This is a genomic window from Bifidobacterium bombi DSM 19703 (assembly GCF_000737845.1).
In the GTDB taxonomy this organism is placed as follows: Bacteria; Actinomycetota; Actinomycetes; order Actinomycetales; family Bifidobacteriaceae; genus Bifidobacterium; species Bifidobacterium bombi.
This window is the reverse complement of record NZ_ATLK01000001.1, coordinates 1081736-1100729: the sequence shown is the minus strand read 5'-3', so window position 1 is coordinate 1100729 and position 18994 is coordinate 1081736. Positions and strand designations below refer to the sequence as shown.

Annotated in this window: 23 protein-coding genes; 19 read left to right on the top strand and 4 right to left on the bottom strand. The window is 54.0% G+C overall.

Annotation, left to right across the window (positions count from 1 at the left end; all coding sequences use genetic code 11):
- Positions 1-196: 196 nt before the first annotated feature.
- Together BBOMB_RS04185 and nucS are read left to right on the top strand one after the other, a co-directional pair.
- Positions 197-1744 carry a glycoside hydrolase family 32 protein gene (locus BBOMB_RS04185; RefSeq protein WP_044087055.1) on the top strand — a complete coding sequence of 516 codons (1548 nt, stop codon included), beginning with the start codon at positions 197-199 and terminating at the stop codon, positions 1742-1744.
- A 129-nt stretch (positions 1745-1873) separates the two neighbouring features.
- Positions 1874-2743, top strand: coding sequence for an endonuclease NucS (gene nucS / locus BBOMB_RS04180; RefSeq protein WP_044087057.1), 870 nt, complete (start codon positions 1874-1876; stop codon positions 2741-2743).
- A 164-nt stretch (positions 2744-2907) separates the two neighbouring features.
- Here nucS and BBOMB_RS04175 read toward each other — a convergent pair whose 3' ends face one another.
- Complete coding sequence (locus BBOMB_RS04175) at positions 2908-3141, bottom strand: DUF2188 domain-containing protein (RefSeq protein ID WP_044087058.1); 234 nt, start codon at positions 3139-3141, stop codon at positions 2908-2910.
- Positions 3142-3417: 276 nt separating this feature from the next.
- On the opposite strand from BBOMB_RS04175, the gene BBOMB_RS08410 reads away from it, so the two are divergent.
- On the top strand, positions 3418-3546 hold the full coding sequence (locus tag BBOMB_RS08410; RefSeq protein WP_269146617.1) for a hypothetical protein: 129 nt from the start codon (positions 3418-3420) through the stop codon (positions 3544-3546).
- Positions 3525-4133: an ABC transporter ATP-binding protein gene (locus tag BBOMB_RS04170; protein ID WP_081867290.1), complete on the top strand. Its 609-nt coding sequence runs from the start codon at positions 3525-3527 to the stop codon at positions 4131-4133. Before BBOMB_RS08410 ends, BBOMB_RS04170 begins: the two co-directional genes overlap by 22 nt.
- 223 nt (positions 4134-4356) lie before the next feature.
- Here BBOMB_RS04170 and BBOMB_RS04165 read toward each other — a convergent pair whose 3' ends face one another.
- The gene (locus tag BBOMB_RS04165; RefSeq protein ID WP_044087059.1) at positions 4357-4941 is read right to left on the bottom strand and encodes a hypothetical protein; all 585 of its coding nucleotides are present in this window, start codon (positions 4939-4941) and stop codon (positions 4357-4359) included.
- Positions 4942-5177: 236 nt separating this feature from the next.
- Here BBOMB_RS04165 and BBOMB_RS07585 point away from each other — a divergent pair, with 236 nt between their 5' ends.
- From BBOMB_RS07585 to BBOMB_RS08495, 7 genes are all read left to right on the top strand, one after another.
- Complete coding sequence (locus tag BBOMB_RS07585; RefSeq protein WP_052377446.1) at positions 5178-5822, top strand: beta-propeller domain-containing protein; 645 nt, start codon at positions 5178-5180, stop codon at positions 5820-5822.
- Positions 5823-5896: 74 nt separating this feature from the next.
- Positions 5897-6871: a S9 family peptidase gene (locus BBOMB_RS07580; protein WP_052377444.1), complete on the top strand. Its 975-nt coding sequence runs from the start codon at positions 5897-5899 to the stop codon at positions 6869-6871.
- Entirely contained in the window at positions 6832-7488 is a 657-nt protein-coding gene (locus tag BBOMB_RS07870) for a prolyl oligopeptidase family serine peptidase (RefSeq protein WP_081867289.1), read from the top strand. The genes BBOMB_RS07580 and BBOMB_RS07870 overlap by 40 nt, the downstream gene beginning before the upstream one ends.
- 420 nt (positions 7489-7908) lie before the next feature.
- Positions 7909-8607: an ABC transporter ATP-binding protein gene (locus BBOMB_RS04155; protein WP_044087060.1), complete on the top strand. Its 699-nt coding sequence runs from the start codon at positions 7909-7911 to the stop codon at positions 8605-8607.
- Positions 8608-8654: 47 nt separating this feature from the next.
- A complete protein-coding gene (locus BBOMB_RS04150; RefSeq protein ID WP_044087061.1) occupies positions 8655-10100 on the top strand; it encodes an FtsX-like permease family protein in 1446 nt (481 codons plus the stop codon).
- Between the two features lie 194 nt (positions 10101-10294).
- Complete coding sequence (locus BBOMB_RS08500; protein ID WP_414133072.1) at positions 10295-10738, top strand: ABC transporter transmembrane domain-containing protein; 444 nt, start codon at positions 10295-10297, stop codon at positions 10736-10738.
- Complete coding sequence (locus BBOMB_RS08495; protein ID WP_152570114.1) at positions 10627-10926, top strand: ABC transporter transmembrane domain-containing protein; 300 nt, start codon at positions 10627-10629, stop codon at positions 10924-10926. Before BBOMB_RS08500 ends, BBOMB_RS08495 begins: the two co-directional genes overlap by 112 nt.
- Here the strand turns inward: BBOMB_RS08495 and BBOMB_RS08175 are convergent.
- A complete protein-coding gene (locus BBOMB_RS08175) occupies positions 10853-11254 on the bottom strand; it encodes a hypothetical protein (protein WP_162176036.1) in 402 nt (133 codons plus the stop codon). The genes BBOMB_RS08495 and BBOMB_RS08175 overlap by 74 nt on opposite strands.
- Positions 11255-11269: 15 nt before the next feature.
- On the opposite strand from BBOMB_RS08175, the gene BBOMB_RS08490 reads away from it, so the two are divergent.
- From BBOMB_RS08490 to BBOMB_RS04110, 8 genes are all read left to right on the top strand, one after another.
- Positions 11270-11488 (top strand): ATP-binding cassette domain-containing protein, encoded by a 219-nt coding sequence (locus tag BBOMB_RS08490; RefSeq protein WP_414133049.1) that lies wholly within the window; start codon positions 11270-11272, stop codon positions 11486-11488.
- Positions 11421-11912 carry an ATP-binding cassette domain-containing protein gene (locus BBOMB_RS07570; RefSeq protein ID WP_052377440.1) on the top strand — a complete coding sequence of 164 codons (492 nt, stop codon included), beginning with the start codon at positions 11421-11423 and terminating at the stop codon, positions 11910-11912. The genes BBOMB_RS08490 and BBOMB_RS07570 overlap by 68 nt, the downstream gene beginning before the upstream one ends.
- A 162-nt stretch (positions 11913-12074) precedes the next feature.
- Positions 12075-12242, top strand: a complete 168-nt coding sequence (locus BBOMB_RS08050) for a hypothetical protein (protein ID WP_156097129.1) — start codon at positions 12075-12077, stop codon at positions 12240-12242.
- A gap of 736 nt (positions 12243-12978) precedes the next feature.
- Positions 12979-13971, top strand: a complete 993-nt coding sequence (locus tag BBOMB_RS04130) for an ABC transporter ATP-binding protein (protein ID WP_238549883.1) — start codon at positions 12979-12981, stop codon at positions 13969-13971.
- Positions 13968-14819 (top strand): ABC transporter permease, encoded by an 852-nt coding sequence (locus tag BBOMB_RS04125; protein WP_044087064.1) that lies wholly within the window; start codon positions 13968-13970, stop codon positions 14817-14819. Before BBOMB_RS04130 ends, BBOMB_RS04125 begins: the two co-directional genes overlap by 4 nt.
- Positions 14816-15631, top strand: coding sequence for an ABC-2 family transporter permease (locus tag BBOMB_RS04120; RefSeq protein WP_052377437.1), 816 nt, complete (start codon positions 14816-14818; stop codon positions 15629-15631). Before BBOMB_RS04125 ends, BBOMB_RS04120 begins: the two co-directional genes overlap by 4 nt.
- A gap of 267 nt (positions 15632-15898) precedes the next feature.
- A complete protein-coding gene (locus BBOMB_RS07565; protein WP_161787696.1) occupies positions 15899-17098 on the top strand; it encodes a sensor histidine kinase in 1200 nt (399 codons plus the stop codon).
- Complete coding sequence (locus BBOMB_RS04110) at positions 17095-17787, top strand: response regulator transcription factor (RefSeq protein ID WP_044087066.1); 693 nt, start codon at positions 17095-17097, stop codon at positions 17785-17787. The genes BBOMB_RS07565 and BBOMB_RS04110 overlap by 4 nt, the downstream gene beginning before the upstream one ends.
- A 146-nt stretch (positions 17788-17933) precedes the next feature.
- Here BBOMB_RS04110 and BBOMB_RS04105 read toward each other — a convergent pair whose 3' ends face one another.
- The gene (locus BBOMB_RS04105) at positions 17934-18926 is read right to left on the bottom strand and encodes an FKBP-type peptidyl-prolyl cis-trans isomerase (RefSeq protein ID WP_081867286.1); all 993 of its coding nucleotides are present in this window, start codon (positions 18924-18926) and stop codon (positions 17934-17936) included.
- Between the last annotated feature and the right edge of the window lie 68 nt (positions 18927-18994).

Below are 18994 nucleotides of genomic sequence, written 5' to 3'. Positions count from 1 at the left end.
CGTCGGGGTAGTCGGGAACGGTTTTCCCGACTACCCCTGATTTGCAAGTCGATGCAGGACATTCCATGGATTGAAGCCGCGTGTCCGACTTGGGCGCAACATCATTGTGCCGGGTCTTCGGATGTGACCGTCGGTTCCGTAAAAAGCGTGGCGCCGTCTGCCCGGTGCCGCCACTACAAGAGAAAGGCAGCAATTGATGAACAACGACAATCCGGTATACACTCCCATCAGGGATGATGAGGAGGAATTGGCCAAGGCGGAAGCAGGTGCCGAAAGCCTCGAAGTCGAAAGGACCGACCGCTGGTACCCTAAATTCCACATCGCTTCCAACGGTGGATGGATCAACGATCCCAACGGCCTGTGCCGTTACAAGGGACGTTGGCATGTGTATTACCAGCTCTTTCCGTATGGGACGCAGTGGGGAGCCTGCCATTGGGGTCATGTCTCGAGCAGCGACATGGTGACGTGGAGGCGCGATCCCATTGCCATGGCCCCTACGCTTGAGCAGGAGAAGGATGGTGTGTTTTCCGGTTCGGCAGTCATCGACGATGAAGGCGGGCTCAAGTTCTACTACACCGGTCATCGGTGGGTCAACGGCAAGGATGACTCCGATGGGCAGTGGCAGGTTCAGATGCTTGCTGAAGCCGCCGATGACGATGCCACTAGGCTTGACAAGAAAGGCATGGTCATCGATTGTCCTCGTGACAAGGTGGATTCCCATTTCCGTGATCCGAAGGTCTGGAAGCAAGACGGTGTTTGGACCATGATACATGGTGTTTCCACGTCCGAAAAGAAAGGCCAGATTTGGCTCTACACGTCCGAGAACATGATTGATTGGAAGTTTTCCAATGTGCTGTATGAAAGCCCCGATCCGGACGTGTTCATGTTGGAATGCCCGGACTTCTTCCCACTCAAGGACAAAGACGGCAATGAGAAGTGGGTCATCTGCTTCTCGGCCCAGGGCGCTCGCCCCAACGGCTATATGAACCGCAACAAGGATAACGCCGGCTATATGATCGGCACATGGACGCCGGGTGAGGCGTTCAAGCCTGAAACCGAGTTCCGTCTTTGGGACTGTGGTGCCAACTACTATGCTCCGCAATCGTTCGAAGCCGATGGAAGGCGTATCATGTACGGCTGGATGAGCCCGTTCGCCGGCAACGCCCCGATGCAGTCCGACGGTTGGTGCGGCCAGATGACCTTGCCGCGTGAGGTGTTCCTCGGCGACGATGGTGATGTGCATACCGTCCCCGTCAAAGAAATCGAGAAGCTGCGCATCAACACGTTCGAGCATGTCCCACGTACCATCGAGACCAACGAAGAGGCCTTGGTTGATGAGGACAAGGAAGCCGCCGAGATCGAGCTCGACATCGATCTCAAACACTCAACCTCCGAACGTGCAGGTCTTAAGGTGCATGCCACACTCGATGGTTCCTATACGTATGTCGCTTTCGACCAACAGGCCGGCACCGTCGTGATCGACCGCGCCGCCGCGGCACGTGGCGATCGTGGTTATCGGGCCGCGCGTCTGAGCGACGACGAATTACAGGCCGACGAACTCAAGCTGCATGTCTTCGTCGATCGCGGTTCGGTTGAAGTGTATGTCAACGACGGCCATTACGTGCTTAGCTCGTACAGTTACCCATCCGATGGCCCGCGTGCCATCAAACTCACGAGCGAGTGCGGTGTCCTTGCGATCAACAGGCTCGCCGTGCATGACATCAAGTCGATTGGTTTGGAATGACGGCGATGGCGTGCAAGTTCATGTGACCATTGAACGGTAAGAGGAGCCTTCCACGGTCGTGATGTTCGCATCGCGTGGCCGGGGGAGGCTCCTCGCCTGTGGTGGCCAGCCTGCGCTAGAGTGAAGGTTGTGCGAATAATTGTTGCGGATTGCAGTGCCGAATATTCCGGCCGATTGAACGCCTACCTGCCTATGGCGAAGCGCGTATTGCTCGTCAAAGCCGATAACAGCTTTCTGATTTTTTCCGAGTTGGGTTCCTATAAGCCGCTCAACTGGATGGCGGCGCCGTGTACGATTCGTGAGATAAGCGGACAAGGTCCGGGTGCGCTCGCTGACACGCAGACCCAGACCGTCGACACTGATGATATGGCGCCGACGGCCTCTACGGCAGCACTTCACGGTGATGTTGCTGCGGGAGCCACTAACGCCGGAGTTGCGTCGTGCGGCCTCCACGATGACAGTGAGATTGAAAAGGCCATTCAGGTGGCGGAGGCTGTTTCCGAGGAACCGATTCAGAAGGTGTTTCGCGTGTCCTCAACCAAATCCGATGACATCCTTGAAGTGACGATTGCGCACGTCTATTATGACCAGACCTTCGACCTTGGCCAGGATCCAGGTTTGGTCAAGGACGGTGTGGAGGATCATTTACAGAGGTATCTGGCTGAACAAATCGAGCGCATCGGCGAAGGAGCCACGCTCGTGCGACGTGAGTACCCGACCCCCATAGGACCGGTGGACATCATGGCCAAGGATGCCCAAGGACGGCACGTGGCCATCGAAATCAAAAGGCACGGCGGCATCGACGGTGTAGAACAGCTTACGCGATATTGCAAACTGCTTAATGAAGACCCCTTGATTGCGCCGGTTCGTGGCATTTTCGCCGCTCAGACCATTACGGCCCAAGCCAAAGTCCTTGCGCAATCTCGTGGTTTTGAATGCCTCATACTTGACTATGACGATATGAAAGGAACCGAAGACGGCAATCTGCGTCTGTTTTGAACGGAGCGGATCGAATCCTCTCATGAATGCTCGCCGCTGAGTGTGACGTTCTATCGGGCTGTTTCATGTGGAGGGTCACACGGCAGGGAGGAGCATATAAAAACCGGCACATGAAGCGTGACCACCAAAGAGGTGCTGGTTTCAAGACGATTGACGGGGCAGGTTCAGCCGCGTGAGTCTTTCGGAGCCCGTGGGTCGTTTCCGTAGGACTTCTTCTCACTGATCTTGCCGTCCATGTTCTTGATGACGTGTTCGGTCTCAAGCTTCATGGCCTGCTCCCGTCCCGCCGCCACGGCTTCGGCTTTGGTGTCGAAGGTCTTAGTGGCGCGCGCCTTGCCTTCCACCTTGTTTTTCCATTTGCCGTCTTCGTGGTAGGTTTCGACTGATGGTTGATTCATTTCAGCTCCTTTGCTCAGGGGTGGCACAGTCATTACATGTGCTGTACTCGATTATACCGTCTTCATGTATTTTTCGGTATTATATGTGACGGATTTTATGCTTTTCCATTTTCCTTTCCGGCTCCGAACGCCAGTGTGGAACAAACCGATTAGGGGTAAATCAGGGATGAACCGGGGTGTTCCCTGATATGAAAACGGCGTCGCGTGTGCTGTAATGATGACATGTTTCGAGCCAAGCCGGCGGCTCTTCAACAGAGAAGAAGCGGGAGGTCTCATATGGATGATGTCATGCGGTCCGCCGCCATGGTCATGGCGCAAGGGCTGACTCAGCGGTTCGTTTCCGGCGACGGGATCACGCCAGGGTTCTCCATCATGTTTCGTTCATGGCGTTCCGAGGTGTCTTAACGGCGATAACCAGGCCATCCGGATGTGGGAAAAGTATCTTGCTGTACTGCCTTTCCGGCCTGGAACGGCCTGCAGGCGGCGTAGCACAGGTGCTGGGCCGGGAATTGGGCAAACTCAACGAGCAGAGATTGGCTCTTTTCCGTAGGGCTCACGTCGGTTTCGTCTTCCAGGCGTATAACCTGGTCCCGTCCATGACGGTGCGGGATAACGTGCTGCTGCCGCTTTCCCTTGCGGGTCGGAAGGTCGATAAGGCAACGTTCGCCGCTGTGATGGACAGGTTCCGCCTGAGCGGACATGAACAGGATGCCGTCGGCTCTCTGTCCGGCGGTGAACAGCAGCGGGTGGCTTTGATCCGCACCTTGATCGCCGACCCCGATGTGGTGCTCGCCGATGAGCCGACCGGCGCGCTCGATCGGAATACGGGTTGGATGGTGTTTTCCGAACTGCTTGCTTTTGCCCATCGACCCGGCAAATGCGTGGTCATGGTGACCCATGACCCTGACCTGGCGCGGCGGTGCGATGTGGTATACACGATGGCTGATGGCAGGCTCGTGGTATCCCAATCGGAGCAGGTGCCGGTCCGATGAGCAAATGCCTTGTTGTCGTATGTGGCCCGGGAATGCGGGGATGTTCCATATTCAGGCCGTCAGTGCCTGCCCTAATAAGTGCCCGCCCTGACACGGAAGGAGGGATGGAATCGTCCTGCTGGTGGTCGTCGGTGATGTAGAAGTAGTAGTTTCTTCATGAGCGGTGCTTTCTTCCCGTGTGACGGTGTCCACGCTTGTGGAAGCGTGGACACCGTTGCTGTGTTTACTTGGTTTTGGGGTTGATGTTGAGGTGCAGGGCTGCCAAGAGCAACGCGGCTAGGGTGTTGTCTTTGTCAAGTTCTGCGGTCATGCTGGCATATTGTTTGGTCTGTTCGATATCGTGGCTGGCCCAGCTCAGGTAGGCGCGGGTGGTGCATAGTTGTGGTGTCATGCCGGTAATGCGGGTGAGCTGGTCAAGCAAGTGTATGGCCCGGTTGACGCGAGTCTGGTCTGTGTAATCCTTGATGTTGAAGAATTTGTCCAATGTGCCGGTGATGAGGAGGATTGCTTCTTGACTGTGCGGGTGTTCGGTGCAGGTGGTCAGGTCGTCCTGAGTGGCTTGCGGGTTGAGAGAGGCGATAAGAAAAGCGTCACGGTATTGTAGGGAAGTTTCTATGAGGGCGGCTACGTTGGTGAGCTGTTCATAGGTCATGTTGACGTCCTGGCGGGTTCCGGTGAGGATGCTCATAATGGTTTCAAGAGTTTGTCTGCTTGTCTTTGCGGCAAGGTCGTGGTGAGTGGACAGCTTGCGCGCAGTGGCCTGGAAGGTGTTGTCAACAGTGATTAGGGATGGGATGTTGGTGTTCATGGGTGTTCCTTTCCTTTGGGGCGGCACAAACCCCCACGTTCACACCCCTCCGGCAGCACGCCACAGGCGTGCGACAGCGGCAACCAGCCATCGGCAACAGCCGATGACCGTAAAGCTTGACAATAGCGACAGTAGATGTTTGCCTATAATTATCAACGTAGGTGCATTAGTTAACTGATGGGCAAAGACCGTGGAATCATGTGTCTCATGGTCATTTTTAAAAGGACTTATCAAGTATGAATCAGGCAACGCAGAAAGATAGTGAAAGAGACACCGAATGTCTCCTGTCTCAGAATGTTAGATTTGAAAAAAGGATGGAGCGCCTTCAAGATCTTCAGAGAGAGCTTTTCCTGGAACAACAAAACCGCAAAAAGGAGGAGTTTGTTTCTCCTGCTGTTAGATTGGGCAACTTCTGGTATTTCTCACGGAACTTTGTAGGAAAGCCTTATGATGTACAGTACCGTTTGCCGGTTATCGCTGATGATGATTGGAACCCTCCCGACGTTATTGCAGTCGCTAATCAGAGTGAGGTAAAGGGTGAAGAGGTTGTATTCGATGCCAATGCTGAGATCCGCAGTTCGAAGTATTTCCATTTGCAAGATTTGTCTATCAGCAATGACGGCGAATTACTGCTTTACAGCACGGATACTAAAGGCAATGAAAGATATGCTGTTCATCTTCGTCGAGTCACGCAATCCAAGCCGCTATCGGATGTTATTCCCGATACCGGCGGGGCATGTTTAAGTCCCGATGGGCAATGGGTGTTCTATCTGGTACTTGATAATCAGATGAGACCATTTGCAGTGAAACGACATCACATTGGATCGAGTATTCAAGAAGATGTTGAAGTGTTTAGAGAAAATGACGAAGATTCCGCGTAACTGTTACGATTAGTAATGATAACCAATACATCGTCATTACATCGGCCTCTCCAACGAGCAAAGAAGTTTTAATCTTGCCGGCGGCAAACCCTACAGGCGAATTCATATTTTTTATAAAGAGACAAAATAATATTAAGTATTCCGTGCAGTTCGGTTTTTTTGAAGCTGAGGAAGACGAAGAAGCCGATATACCAATTGCTGTGATCCGGCATAATGGCAGAACACCGAATTTTGAAGTCGATGTAATCGATAGGCGTTTGCACGAGCCGCCCTTTTATATAGGCGAGGGGACATGTATCGCTATGGGAGAGTCTTGCCCGGTAGCCGATACTGAGATAGCCCGAAAAGACAGTAAATCTGTCTTGGCGGGAAAGCGCCAGCGCACCCTTCCAAATCCTCGAATTTTCCAGCAAGTGCGAGGTTTGAACATTTTTTCCGTCTGTGTTCGCCGCAACTTCATTTCATTAAGCTACCGTTCAGATGGTCTGCCACGTATTGCTTTTGTCGATAAAGTTTCAGCTAAGGAATCTATTGAGTCCAATCGCCCTTTGGATTTTACCGAGGTGAAACCGATCACCAGCAACAGGATGGATGCTGTTGGTGATAGTAAGATTTATTCCATCGTTAGCTCGGGGAACTTGTCATATGATTCCCCGAATATGCGTTATTCAATTTTCAGTTATACATCTCCCACAGAAATTCGTGAAGTGAATCCATTGACTGGAGTCGACAACTTTATAGGGGGATATGCTGGTTTTGAGGATTATGATAGCAGTCTATATGCCGAACAGCGGATCTGGCTACCGTCAAGAGACGGTGAAAAGATTTCAGTATCACTGATTTGGAAAAAAGAACTGACGCAAAATATATATCGCGAGAGGCCACTGCATTCAGCATTTACCAGTCTGCCACAGAATCGGCCTATGTATATAACAGGTTACGGTGCCTATGGAGTCAGCACTGATCCAGACTTCTCAATGGAGCGACTAAGTTTACTTGACCGTGGAATATTATATGCAGTGGTTCATGTTCGCGGTGGGGGGAACTAGGATATGCCTGGCATGAACAGGGTCAGAAGCTTCATAAAAGAACATCATTTGAGGACTTTATAGATTCAACCCAAGCTTTACAAGATGGCGGCTGTGCAAAGCCTGAAAGAACCGTGGCTTATGGTAATTCTGCCGGCGGATTACTTGTGGCATCTGCAGTTTCGATGGCACCAGATTGTTATGCGGGTGTTATTGCGGACAGTCCTTTTGTTGATCCGTTAACAACGCTTCTTGACCCATCTTCTCCTCTGACTGTGTCGGAATGGGAGGAATGGGGAAATCCATTGGAAAACCAAAAGGTTTTCGAATATATCAGGTCATATTCACCTTGTGAAAACCTTCCCTCTCAAGGAAAGCAGGAAGGGAAGGGGGGTGGTGAAGCCGTGCAAGAATGGAGATTCCCTTCAGTTTTAGCAATAGTCGCAAAGCAAGATGCTCGGGTCTCCTATAGAGAATCTCTGAAGTGGGTGTCACTGCTCCAGGAAATCGGTGCAGACGCAGTCGTTAATATCATTGAGAATGGAAGCCACGGGGGAGGATCAGGTAAGTATAGACGCTGGGAAAAGTTTGCTATGCAAACGGCCTGGTGTCTTGACATCATTGGATGCAGCAATTGAAGGTCCATCTCTACTCAAAGGAAAGCTGCCATCTTAAGAGGCGACGTATGGGTATTTAGCGATCAAAGGCAATGCGCAAGTTATTAACATTCAAGAAGCGAGTTAAAACAGGAGTTGACACTGAACCAGGTTCTGGTAGCATTGCTACAAAGCAAAGTCTGCAACGATGGGAGACGCAATGATTGGGGGAAGCTGTATACATGCGGGCGACGCACCCAGGATCTCCTTTCTTTGTCGATAGCCGTAGTCTCATGGCACATGACGAAGAGTCATGGGATCCTGGATACGAGCAACGTGTTGTGTTGGTAAATAGGAATAAAGCCCCATGACAGCGTTTATTTCAGTACTCGTTGTCATTGGGCTTTATAATCGCATGAGGTCTGGCGATACTCTGATCTCATTACCATGAAGGTTAATATTATGCGTGATGGTGTGGTAGTAGCTGAACAGCTAAGTAAGAATTTCGTCTCGGGTGACGGGACTCCCACTGTGGTGTTCAATGATCTTTCTTTTGTTGCTGCTGGTGGTGGCATGACTGCGATTACAGGGCCCTCTGGATGCGGTAAGAGCACCTTGCTATATTGCCTTTCTGGTCTTGAACAGCCATCTCAAGGAAATGTGTGGGTGCTGGGTGAGGAGCTAACTAAGAAGAACCAGCGTAATTTGGCTTTGTTTCGCAGATCGCATATCGGGTTTGTGTTTCAGTCCTACAATCTTGTTCCCTCCATGACCGTTCGTGACAATATTATGCTCCCGTTGACTCTCAGCCATCGCAAGGTCGATCAAGGAAGCATCGCTGCCCTCATGGATAAGTTCCACTTGAGTGGGCATGACAATGACGCAGCTAGTTCGCTCTCCGGCGGTGAACAGCAGCGGGTATCCTTGATTCGCACGCTGGTCGCGGATCCAGATGTTGTGTTCGCCGATGAGCCGACAGGCGCTCTTGACCAGAAGTCCGGACAGTTGGTTTTCTCGCAGTTGCGGGACTTCTCCCATCGACCCGGTAAATGCGTGGTCGTGGTCACACACGATCTCCGCCTGGCCCGGCAATGCGACGTCGTGTACACCATGAGTGATGGCGGATTTGTTGCATCAGGGAATGTGGAAGAGCAAGCGTAGCTATTGCCCTGACTCTGTATGGCGATGCGGTGTGAAAGGTGTAAGTCATGAAGTGGGCGTTGAATGATCTGAAAGCCAATAGAGGAATATGGGCCGGGGTGTTCCTTGTGCTGGTGGTCACGCAGACGATTCTGTGCGCCATGAGTGTATGCAAGGGAATCAATGATCTCAAACATGATTCCCCAGGGGAAGTGGGTGTGGTATCTCACCATCTCAGCACTAACGTGGACCAGGTCTACCACATAGCAATGGTCCTGGGTTGCCTGGTCATTATGGTGACGATTCAGGCTTCCATAAGGCAGCGTCGGAAGGGACTAGCATTGTTGTCCCTGCTCGGTGCCACACCCAGGCAGGTGCTGACCCTCACTATGGTGCAGGTGTTCGTGCTGACTCTGATTTCCTCTATCGTCGGTATGGCGCTGGCACCGATTCTTGCCCCACGAATTCTAAAGTTCCAGTTGGAGGCCGTGCTGTTACCTCCGCTTATCAATTTTACTTGGCAAGGTTTCTTCGACTTTGCTTTGAGGGGGCTTGCAGTCGGTTTCATTGTGGCCTTGTTGGGTGCTCTCTTTACTCTGCGTGCTTTGAGGAAAGTGCTTCCGGTTGAGCTGCTGAGAGGTTCAGGAAGTGAGGAAGTCCGCGTCACGCGAGCTGGGCGCGGTTTGAGGAGATTCCTTATTATCGGTGCTTTCATCGCTCTGCTGGCACCGGCAGTCGCTGCCGTCATCCTGGTCCTGAACGACCCCAAAACTCTGAGTAAGACCCAATTGGGCATCATCATGCAACCCATGTCATTAGGCCCAATCATTGCGATAATGCTGTTTCTGGTCGCTCTGGCTTATTCGGGAGGCCCTATCATCCAATGGTCCACTAAAACATGGACGAATCTGGTTCCTGTGCAGTCTGATGTCTGGAAGATAGCACGGGCGCAAGCCATTGTGAGAAGTCGCGGGAAGGCATTCGGCTCTACCATCATCTCGCTGACCGCTTGCCTGTTCCTGCTCGGTGGATTGTTAATCACAGGGCAAACCAGCACTGCTGCCATAAGTGGCTTTCCCCAGTTGAAAGACATGGGATCAGCCACACCAGTAGAGCTTATGTCCAGCCTATGGTCGGCGTTGCTCATTGCTGTAATCGGTGCGGTCGCCAGTTTCGCCATCTCCGCCAAGGAACGCAACCTTGATCTGGCCCTGATTTCCATCGCGGGCGCTGTGCCCGGACAGCTACTTGCCATATCGGCCTTGGATGGTTTCATCCTTATGACCACCGGTGTCCTTATTTCTGCGGGGGCCACCTTACTCGTCGGTGTCTTCACCGCTGTGACATTCCTCCCTCTTTCCAAGAGTCTCTTTGTAGTGGTCTTTCCCTGGAAGTTTTTCCTTGTCCTTGCTGTGCCCATTATCGCTGCTGGAACACTTGCCACATTTTTCTCTGCACGTTCTAGTTTGAAGCGATCGGCAATTGAAACCGTCCAAACAGCCATAGGCGAATAGCGGAAATCATGTCAACTACGCAAACTCAGCAACATCAAAAAACCACATTTTTTAATGTATTCAAACTATTGAAACCGCATACAGCTATCACTGTTGTTGTGGTGTCTGTGGGTATAGTGTCTTCAGGTCTGGCGTTACTATAACCCCTGTGTGTCAATTATCTTCTACACGCCATAGAACAGAGTCAGAAGTTGGTGAGACCAATTGCAGTCTTGGCGCTTTTGTTTGTAGCAGGCATCGTCCTGGATGGTTTGGGATCCAATATGGCAAACCGCCTTGCGGCGAAAATAGTTTTCGATAAACGCAGCAACCTCATTACCTGTATCCTCGGACTGCCGGTACAAGAGTACGATAAGAGGGAATCGGGTGACTATGTCTCAACTGTCATCTCAGATACTAATGAGTTACGCTCAGCCCTGTCATCAGACTTCTTTAAAGTGGCCGCGAATCTGTTAACAGCTTGCGGATCAGCTGTCGCTATGCTGTTCATTGATACCAGACTCTTTGCCGTGGCACTTATAACTTCGTGCACATCCATTCTGTTGATGATTGCTGCCTCTTCACGCGTCTGCAGGCCTATACCGAACTGGTACAAGCTAAGACAGCAAGACTGTCTAATGCCATACTACGATCATTAGCCGGAATTCGCACAATTAAGGCCTTTATGGCAACAGTGCCTGAAACGAAAAGAGTAGTCGGTACCGCAGAAGAAGTGTATCGGGCAACAGTAAAAGTGGCCAACAAGGAAACAATCATTCGGTCCATTGTGAACTGCGCCATACAGCTGACCTTACTAATCGTTTTTCCTTTGGCGGCGCGGAAATAGCGAAAGGGGATCTTGATATTTCTAATTTCATCTCCTTTTCGATGTATTTGACTATGGTTGTTTCTTCGCTAAGCTCCCTTTCCTCATCTATAACCACGGCTTTCAAAGCTTTAGGACCACTCAGGAGAATAGAAGACATTGAATCTTTGCGCGATAAAAGCGAAACCGTAAGTTCGAGCAATATGCTTCCCCAGATGGGCATTCCTCGTTTGATACAGCCAACATTACGCTGGAGTTCAAAGATGTATGCTTTTCTTACAATACAACGAACAAAGATGATGAACGAAATACCACCCTGCAGAACATTAGTTTTAGCGCAGTCCCACACCAAAGAACCGTCATCGTGGGCTCATCGGGTTCAGGTAAAACTACGATGCTTTCCCTGTTGGAGGCTTTTTATAGGCCGGATTCGGGACATATCCTATACAACAATGTTGACTCAACTGATTTAAATGCCAACGATATCAGGAAAGTAGTTAGCTATATTGAACAAGATGCTCCCATATTCTCCGGTAGTATTCGAGATAATCTCACGATGGGAACCATCAAATGCAAGCGATGAGACATGTTGGAATACGCTCAAGCTCGTCAATCTTGATACAAAAGTTAGGAATCTCGAACAAGAGTTAAATACGCAGGTCGGTGAACAAGGCCACTTCCTGAGCGGCGGAGAACGTCAGAGACTTTCCATCGCCAGGATTTTACTGCACAGAAAACCGGTCATTCTCTTAGACGAGCCTACGTCAAGCCTCGACTCAATCAACCAACAGAAGATAAATGCTCTACTACGCGAAATATTCTCCGAACAAACCGTCATTGAAGTAGTTCACAGAATGTCAACAATTGAGCCAGGCGATCAAATACTGGTCATGGAAAAGGGCAAAATCGTTGCATGCGGCACACATGACGAACTTAAGATTTCCAGCCCAGCTTATAGGGAACTACTACAGATGCCGACCATTAGCCAGCAAGCTATAGACAATTAAATGTGATGACTTTGTGAATTCTTGTATTTAAATGTAGATACACTAGTCTCATAACGGTCCGCTTACAAGACCCATTGAAACCATTCTCGGGAATCAACGATTCCGACACCGGCAACGTATTCATATCCATGTAATATTCTATGTACGAAAAAGAGGGCATCGATGGGTAAACAGAATTCCGCTTATCGTGTTGTTTCTGACTGCTGTCTCCTCGTCTTCGTGTTCAGTTTCGGAGCTCTGGTTTCGCCTGTGTCGTCACCGGTGAGCTTAGGGGTGCACAAGGGAGCCGTGTTCTGTTCCTGGGTGACGCTTCTGTTGCTTGTCGTATAGGGCTTGCTTGCTGCCGATAGATCGTCGAGGCTTTGTCGGACGGTCGTTTGCTATGTCTTGAAAGTGGCCTTCGATCTGAATGTGGGAACGGTCTTGTGCGTTTACTTCGATGGATGCAAACGGAATGGCATGGCGACGGCGATGGTTCCGTAGCAGGATGGTGGCTGGTCGAATGTGGAGGCCGGGTTCAATGGCTTTTCGGTCCTGTTCACGGTCATTGTGATGGCCGAAACCGTGGTCCTGATGATCGTTATGAACGATGCCGTCGACGGATAGAAGGCTGATGCTGATTGGTTCGACAGGATGCGTGTGTACTCATTTGGGAGTGGATTGTGGTCGTGGCGGCGGTCGGCGAATGAATGCGCTTGCGTCCGAGTGAAGTCCTTATGCCCGGCAACGAGTTCAGGCCTTTGGGCATAGCAAGAGGAAGCGCTGCCAGGCCAACGGTTTGATGCAACCTCGTTAGCGCATTTCAACGATACGTCATGCGATGCGGCGGACGCGTCGTCCGGGGGATTGCCGATGAGTCATTTGCCGTGCACATGGCCGACTTTGACTGGTGTGGCATGACTTTGGCATAACTTTGGCATGACTGTGGCATGACTTTGGCATGACTGTGAGTCATGTGAGTATTTGCGCATATGTCCCCTCAGGAGGACAAATCCGCGTCTTACGTTGATTGGAACGTCAGTTGACGCTTTCATGGAACATGACGGTTCTCATGAAAGGAGGAACGATGAACGGTTTACGTACTGACAACGGTTTACGTACTGACAACGAATTTCACAGTGACATGCCTCGTCTGGCGGTTGCCACGGAAAACCTGGTGAAGGTATACGGGGATTTCAAAGCGGTGGACGGTTTGAGCCTGCAGGTGCCCGTGGGCGGCGTGTATGGGCTGCTCGGCCCCAATGGAGCGGGCAAGTCCACGACGATGAAGCTGCTGCTTGGGCTGACGAAGCCCAGTTCAGGCAGAATGTGGATGTTGGGCCAACAGATAGGCCCCAAAAGCCGCATCCGACCAGGGCGCGTGGGCTCCATGATCGAAGGTCCGAGCTTCTACCCGGGGCTGTCGGGCTTGGACAACTGCCGCATGGTGGCCGATTACCTGGGGTTGCCGGGTTCGACCGCTCACGAGGTGCTTGCCAAGGTAGGGTTGGGTGAGCATGAGGACGGGAAGGCTGGAACCTACTCGCTGGGTATGAAGCAGCGGCTGGGCATCGCCATGGCGCTCATTTCGAAGCCTGAGCTCCTGCTGCTCGACGAACCCACCAATGGACTGGATGCCGAGGCGGTGGTCGAGATGCGGCAGATGATTGTAGATCTGGCACGCTTGGAAGGCGTCACCGTCATCATCAGCAGCCATATCCTCTCGGAGATCGAGAAGATGGCTCCCATGGTCGGCATCATCGCCGGTGGGCGCTTGCTCTACCAAGGGTCGCTGGACGATCTGCGGGAGGAGGGACGCATCGACCTTCGAGTGTCCGACCCGCAGCGTGCCGCCGGAATTCTGGAACAAGAGGGCATCGCTTTCGAATACTCCCGGCAGGACGCCACGTTGCGTATCGCGCAGCTCAGCGACGAAGCGGTGGGCTCACTAGTCGCGAGACTGGTGTCCCAAGGCCTGCAAGTGTACAGGGTTGCTTCCGAGCGCAAGAGCCTGGAGCAGGCCTTCCTGGAACTGGTGGAAAGCCCTCGCGCCCATATAGAGCAAGGAGGTGCGCGATGAGCATGGTAGCAACGAAGGTGACTGGTCCTGTGCGGCCGCTTCGGCATTCGGCTCCGAAAGGGGCCCGTTGTGGGGGCTTCGGCGTGCTTCTGGCTTTGGAGGTACGAAAGCTGAAGGGCTCATCGTTCTGGTGGATGGCGTCGGCGATGGTCGCCATGGTCTGCGCGTGGTCGGGGCTGGCTTTCATGAAGCGGGCCGGCTCCGGCAACGCGGCTTTGCACACCCTCGCGCTGGCTCAAGGTGAGGTGTACCAGACCGTCGGGCTGCTGGCTCCGATTCTCGCGGCACTGCTCACCAGTCGTCTGTCCGTCATGGAGACCGGCGAACGCATGGACCTCAAGTGGCGTTCCTTGGGGCAGGGCGCGGGCGACAGGTTCTTCGCGAAACTGGCGGTGGCCGGCGTCGCGGTGTCCTTGGCCTTTATGGTCCCTTTGGTATGGGTACCTTTTGCCGGCTTGTCCGATGGGTTCGCACTTGGCGGTGATTTCGCCGCGCTGGTGTTCGCGCCCGTGCTCATCGCGCTTGCGTCATCCATGGCGGTGAGCGCCATCCAGCTTGCACTTTCCCTGACCGTGGGCAAGCAGGCGGTCGGTCTGGGGGTAGGGGTGATCGCCGGTCTCATCGGAACCGGTCTGGGGCCCATGAATGCGGCGCGCCTTGGTTGGCTGTTCCCGGCCGGCATCAGCTCCGCGGCGAGCCCCTTTCTGACCATCGCCGGTACCGACGGCCATGCAAGGATGACCCTGGTGTCGAACCCCTGGTCCTGCGTAGCCGGCAGCCTGCTGGCCTGCATCATCTGGATCGTCATTTCGGCGGTCATCATCACAATCAAGGAGTCACGCCAATGAACAAGCAAGCTATCACCACAGTGGCGTCGTCAAGCGCCTCGATGTGCAATCCGACGACCAGCAAACGCCCCTCCGTCCCGGCGGCCCTGCGCTGGGAGGTGCATAAAGCCGGCAACCTATGGTATTGGCTGGCCACGATCGTGTTCGACGCGATAGGCATGTTCAATGGATGGGACCAGTATGTCTCCTACCGCAAGGAATTCCAGAGCCAGGATGTTACGTGGGGTGCGGTCTGGGGGCAGGCCATCCTCCTGCCGAGCATGGTCTTCATGCCCATCCTGGTTGCGGCCTTCGCCGCGCAGGTGGAAGCGGGTGAGCATGCGGGACGCAACTGGCAGCGACTGAATGCCTCCGGTACTGCGGGCACCGCGATAGCCGGCAAGATGCTGCACGGCCTGCTCGTCTCACTCCTGACCGTTGCCGTCTTCGAAGTCGAGTTCGTAGCAGTGGGAAGGATGGTCGGCGGATTCTTCCTGAGCGGACTGAGTCCTTACCTCCTGCGTGCGGTTCCCATGACCCTGTCCATCTGGGCCATCATGACCCTGACCCAGGCCATCGCCGCCAAGGCCGAGACGTTTGCCTCCACCATGTCCATCATGCTTCTGCTCACCTTGGCAGGCTGCGCCTTGTCGGTCGCTGCCCCGTCCCTAGCATCGCCCTACCCCCTTGCCCTGATCACCGGCGCGTCGGCGGCACGGGACCTGGGCAGCATCGCCTCGGTGGGTTCCCTCGTCTCAACGACGCTGCTGGCGGCCGTCTGGGTGCTGATCGGCGCCTCGATCTTCCGTCGGCTGGCAAGAAAAGCCATTTGAGATGGTCGGTTTGTTGGGGGCGATCGACTTCATTCATGGGATTGAAATTCGTATTCTGCGGTATCGTCCATGCAGGCATGGATCGGAGCCTGCTGGCGTTGAATATCCTTGTTATAATTAGGCTCGTCACCTCGGCGGAAGGATGCGCAAGACGTTGTCGTCGGTTGATGACGGTGGAAGGAAGTGGCGGACCGCGAAAAGCTGGGGGATGCGATGAAATCGAGAGGTAAGCTCCGATGGTGGGTGGACTTTTGGAACCGCACGAGCATGGCTTATGTCATGGTATTTCTGTGCGCCCTGTATGAGACCGTCCTGCTCACGCGATTGGCCCTGGTTCCGCAGAGCGCAAATGCTACCTTGCGCCTGGTGCTATCCTCAAGCGGCTGGGGCATGCCGCTGTTCGTGTCCATCATCATCGCTGCGGTGGCTGTGCTCATCCTGCGCCGCAGCCGGCCGGCGATGGTTTCCATCGCCATCGGCGTGTTGATGCTCCTTACCGCGATTGTCTATGGTTCCGCATTCACGTATCTGCTGCTGCTGTGGATTGTGGGCGTCTACGCTTGCACGGTGGAGGCCCATACGCGTACGACGCTTGTAGCGGGTCTGGCTACGTCGGGGCTGTTGAGTTTTCTCAGTGTGGCCTTCGCGACTGAGTGGCATCGGGATGCCGATTTCACGGGTCTGTTGTATCCCCTTGCCTCGTGTTTCCTCCTGAGCGTCGGTTTCGGTCTCGTTTCAAGGTTGCGACGGGAGCGTCGCCTGTCCGAACGGGCGCTTGCTCAGGAACGTCAACGCGGCCTGCATCTGGCTCAGGAACGTGACCAGGCCCTTAACCGCTTCAGAATTGCGGCGGAGCTTCACGACAGCGTGGGTCATGATCTGACGGCCATCATCGCTCTGTCGGAGGGCCTGGACCAGGTGACGGGGAAGCCGCAGATCGACGATGCCATACGCATGATCAACGAACTGGCGCGGGAAGGTCTGGCAGACACGAGAACCGCCGTTAAGGCCCTTGAGGTTCCCGTCGGCCAGGACGCTCCACTGGCTGCGCCGGGAAAGCGCCATCATTGGGACGATGTCCAACCCATCCTCGACCACGCTCGGCGTATAGGGATGACCGTGGCGCTGACGGAGACCGGACGCAGACCCGACGACCCTGAACAGGCTGACCTGAGCTTCGCCGTCACCAGAGAAGGGGTGACCAACGCCATCCGTCACGGGCGAGGGGTGAACCGCATCGTGATTTCATGGGATCATGCTACCGATGGCGCCATCGCCATAACCATCAGGGACAATGGGAGTGGTACGAACGTGCCTTCGGGCCGTGGGACCGGGCTTGACAGGCTCCAGGATACCATACGGGGATACGGGGGAACGTTCGAAGCAGGTCCGCAGGCCAATGGCTGGGTCGTACGGGCGGTCATACCCCCATCCATCGAAACTGCGGAAAGACAAGGAACGATATGATTCGCGTGATGATCGTGGACGACCAGCGACCCGCAAGAATGGGATTCTCGCTCATGGTCGCCAAGGATCCGCAGCTGCAGGTCGTAGGGCAGGCGGCGGACGGGCAGGAAGCCCTCGATCTCCTCGACTCATTGCACAGGTCGCGGCGCCCATTGCCCGACGTGGTGCTGATGGATGTGCGCATGCCGGTCATGGACGGCCTAGATGCCACCAGTGCAATCACCGACCTCTACCCTTCGGTCAAAGTGGTGATATTGACGACGTATGACCAGGACGACTACGCCTTCGGCGCCCTGAGCGCGGGGGCCTCGGGTTTCTTGCTCAAGGACGTCAAAACGGCTCAACTGCACGAGGCGGTGCACGCGGTGTATGCAGGTGATGCCATACTGACGCCGCGCATCACCGGAGAAGTGATCAAACGAGAGCTTTCCGCGGAGGTCTCACGTGGCCAAGGGGCCGAATTGCGTACGAGATTCGCGGTTCTGGGAAGACGTGAACTTGAAGTCGCCTCTTTGGTGAGCGAAGGCCTGACGAACGCCGAAATCGCTGATCGGCTGTGCCTGCAGACCGACTCGGTCAAGAAGACGGTGAGCAGGATATTGGCCAAGCTCGGTGTCAGGGAGCGTGTGAACATTGCCGTGCTCTGGTATAAGGCCGGCATGGATGCACAGGCCGGCCCACGCCCTTGATTTTTGACGCGCGACCGTCTCCCGTGGCTGCGTATGTCGTCCAATGGGTCGCGGTTATCCGATTTCTTTTCATGAGTACGAGTAAGGGGCTTCCTCGGGTGTGATCGAGGAAGCCCCTTGTTTGTACCGGTTATGACGGCTCAGGTTCAGCTTTGCGTCTGCCCCTGGTCATCCAAAATATCTACGACGAAATAGAGTGTTGAATTTGCGGGGATTCCCTTCTGCTCTTTATTCCCGTATCCTTGATCCGGAGGGATGATGAGCAGGACCTGCGATCCGACGGTCTGCCCTGCCAAGCCATGGGTCCAGCCCGCGACCACTTGCTGCAGGGAGAACACCGAGGATTCGCCCCTGTCCCAAGAGGAATCGAACTGCGAAGGCTTGCCGTCCTTGCCTTTTACCCAGCCGCTGTAATGAGCGTCTATGGTGTCGTTTTCCTCGACCTTCTTGCCTTTGCCCTTGATGAGTGTTTGCACCACGAGTTTGCCGTCAGGCTGGTAGCCGTTCAAATCGATCGATGGCTTGCCCGTCGCGCCCAATTTGACCTTGGGAAGGTTTGAGGGAATGTCCTTGACCTTTTCCCCATTTGCGCGATTCGCCGATGCCGAGATGACGGTGACGGCCATGATGTAGGAGGTTCCGGCGGAGTTCTTGTCGTTGACTCCGAAGGCCACGGTGGAGTTGACCTTCTGGTTGATCAGCACGTTATAATAGGTGGCGTTGATTTTCTGCTTGTTCATCACCAGAGAGCAGTCGGGCGTGTTCTTTTCCCAGGAGCTCATCAGCTCGGAGCCGTCCTTGGCGTTGAGCGCCACGTCCTGAACGCACAGGCGCTGCCCCGGTTCGATCTTCGCGCCATTGCCTTTCTGCAGTACCGCATATGAATTGTTGACGACCTGCATCGGCACATGGAATGTGACCTTCGGCTTTTTCCCGGGTTCGCCGCTGGCGCTCACCCCCGCCATTTGGGTGCCGATGCCATCCGTGGCGTCGGACTGGGATTGGGACGATGAGGACTTCTTCGAAGCGTCCGAACCGTTTTTTGCGCCGCAGGCCCCTACGGTGAGTGCCAAGGCCAACGCAAAAACGGCAGCGGAGATTCGGCCTGGCAAATGATGTGCCTTGTATGAAACGTGCATGGTTCATACTCTAGCGTCGATGTCTGACTGCGGTTACGATTCTGCGGCGATTGAAATGGATATGGATG